Origin of the sequence: Streptomyces sp. ACA25, from assembly GCF_028200735.1 — a bacterium.
Taxonomy (GTDB): domain Bacteria; phylum Actinomycetota; class Actinomycetes; order Streptomycetales; family Streptomycetaceae; genus Streptomyces.
On the sequence record NZ_JAQKPV010000048.1, the window covers coordinates 1 to 2452 of the forward strand.

At 63.1% G+C, this 2452-nt stretch carries 1 protein-coding gene; it reads right to left on the reverse strand.

Annotation, left to right across the window (positions count from 1 at the left end; all coding sequences use genetic code 11):
- A partial coding sequence (locus PJ985_RS23065; RefSeq protein WP_271685831.1) for a non-ribosomal peptide synthetase occupies positions 1–2452 on the reverse strand: 2452 nt, incomplete at both ends.

Below are 2452 nucleotides of genomic sequence, written 5' to 3' on the forward strand. Positions count from 1 at the left end.
GGTGGGTGTGGTGAAGAGGTTTTGGATGGTGAGTTCGAGGTTGAGTTCGGCGCGGATGCGGGCGATGAGGCGGGTGGCGAGGAGTGAGTGGCCGCCGAGGGCGAAGAAGTCGTCGTCGATTCCGACTTCTGGTGTTCCGAGGATGTCGGCGAAGAGGTCGCAGAGTTGTTGTTCTCGTTGGTTGCGTGGTTGGCGTCCGGTGGTGGTGTGGTGGTGTTGGGGTGCGGGGAGGGCGCGGTGGTCGAGTTTGCCGTTGGTGGTGAGGGGGAGTTTTTCGAGGTTGATGTAGGCGGTGGGGATCATGTGGTCGGGGAGGCGTTGGCGGAGGGTGTGTGTGAGGTTTTCGGTTTCGGTTGGTGTGGTGGTGTGTTGGTGTGTTCTGACGAGGTAGGCGATGAGGCGGCGGTCTCCGGGGCGGTCTTCGCGTGGGATGACTGCGGCTTGGGTGATGGTGTGGTGTTGTTCGAGGACGGCTTCGATTTCGGCTGGTTCGACGCGGTGGCCACGGATTTTGATTTGCTGGTCGACGCGTCCGGCGAATTCGAGGGTGTTGTGCTGGGTCCAGCGGCCGAGGTCGCCGGTGCGGTACATGCGTTGGCCGGGGTTGTAGGGGTCGGCGATGAATCGTTCAGCGGTGAGGGCTGGTTGTTTGGTGTATCCGCGGGCGAGTCCGGATCCGGCGAGGTAGATTTCGGCGGGTGTTCCGGGTGGGGCGGGTTGGAGCCAGGCGTCGAGGAGGTAGAGGCGGGTGCCTTCCATGGGGTGGCCGATGGGGATCGGGCTGGTGTGTGGACTGTTGTTGATGGGGTGCCAGGTGGAGATGACGGTGGCTTCGGTGGCGCCGTAGGCGTTCGCGAGTTGGGTGTGGGGGTGGGCTTCGAGGAGTTTGCGGGTGGCGGATTCGGAGATGATGTCGCCGCCTGACCAGGCGAGGTTGATGTGTCCGAGGTCGTCGGTGGCTTCCTCGGCCAGGATGTTGAAGAGTGCGGCGGTGAATACGGCCGAGGTGATGTTGTGGGTGCGGATGAGCCGGCCGATTTCGGGAATGTCGAGGGGGCCGGGGGGTGCGAGGATGACGTTGCCGCCGGAGAGGAGGGGGACCCAGAGTTCGTAGACAGATGGGTCGAAGGAGTGCGGGGAATGCATGAGGACGCGTTGGGTGTGGTGGTCGAGCCAATGTGAGTCGGTAGCGAATGCGGCGATTGACCGGTGAGTGACAGCGACGCCTTTGGGGGTTCCACTGGAGCCCGAGGTATACATGATGTAGGCGAGTTGATCAGGATGGAGGGTGGCTCTGTGGGGTGGGGTGGTGGGATCGGGTTCGAGGCAGTCGTCGATGTTGATGACTGTCTGGACGACGTTGTTGAGTTCCATGGGTGACGCGGTGGTGGCGTCGGTCAGGAGAGTTTGGGTGTCGTTCTGTTGCAGGACCCATTTCTTCAGGTCGTTGGGGAAGGCGTCCGGGAGTGGCAGGTAGTGGGCGCCGGTTTTGAGAATGGCCAGGATCGCTACGATGACACGGGGTGATCGTTTCAGATCAAGGGCTACGGGAGACTCAGGTTCGGCTCCTGCGGCGGCAAGTCGAGAGGCCAGGCGATCGGCGCACGCGTTGAGTTCCGTGTAGGTGAGTTCTCCGTTGTTCCAGGACACGGCGGTTGCGTTCGGGGTCCGGGCTGCTTGTTCCTCGAAGAGGGTGATGACGTCGGAGTCAGCTGCCTGGCGGGGTGGTCCTGTCCATGCGGTGAGGAGACGGGTGCGTTCTGCTTCGCCGATGATGTCTGCCTGCCCGATGGGGCGGTGTGGGTGTGCGGTGACGTCGTCGAGGAGCCGGATCCATTGTCTGGTGATCCGCTGGATGGTTTCCGGGTCGAACAGTTGGGTGTTGTACTCGACCGCTCCGGACAGACCTCCATCAGTCTCCGTCACAGTGAACGTCAAATCGAATTTCGCGGTTGTGTCGGTGAGGGCGTCAGTTGGGTTATGGGTGGTGAGTTCGGTTCCGGGGAGGGTGAAGGTGGCTTCCTGGTTGTTCTGCAGGGTGAGCATCACCTGGAAGAGGGGGTGGCGGTTTGCGGCGCGGACGGGGTTGACGGCTTCGACGACGCGTTCGAAGGGGATGTCCTGGTGGGAGAGCGCGTTGACGTCGGTGGTCCGGGTTCGGGCGAGGAGTTCGGTGAACGAGGGGTCACCGGAGGTGTCGGTGCGCAGGACCAAAGTGTTGACGAAGAAGCCGACGAGATCGTCGAGTCCGGCGTCGCCGCGTCCGGCCACGGCGGTGCCGAGGGGGATGTCGGTACCAGCACCGAGGCGGGTCAGGAGCGCGGCAAGTGCGGCCTGCAGCACCATGTAGAGGGTCGTGTCATTGTTCGAGGCGGTTGTCTGCAGGCGTCGTGTGAGATCAGCGTGGATGTGGAAGGTGCTGTAGGCACCGGTGGCCGGCGTGGTGCTGGAG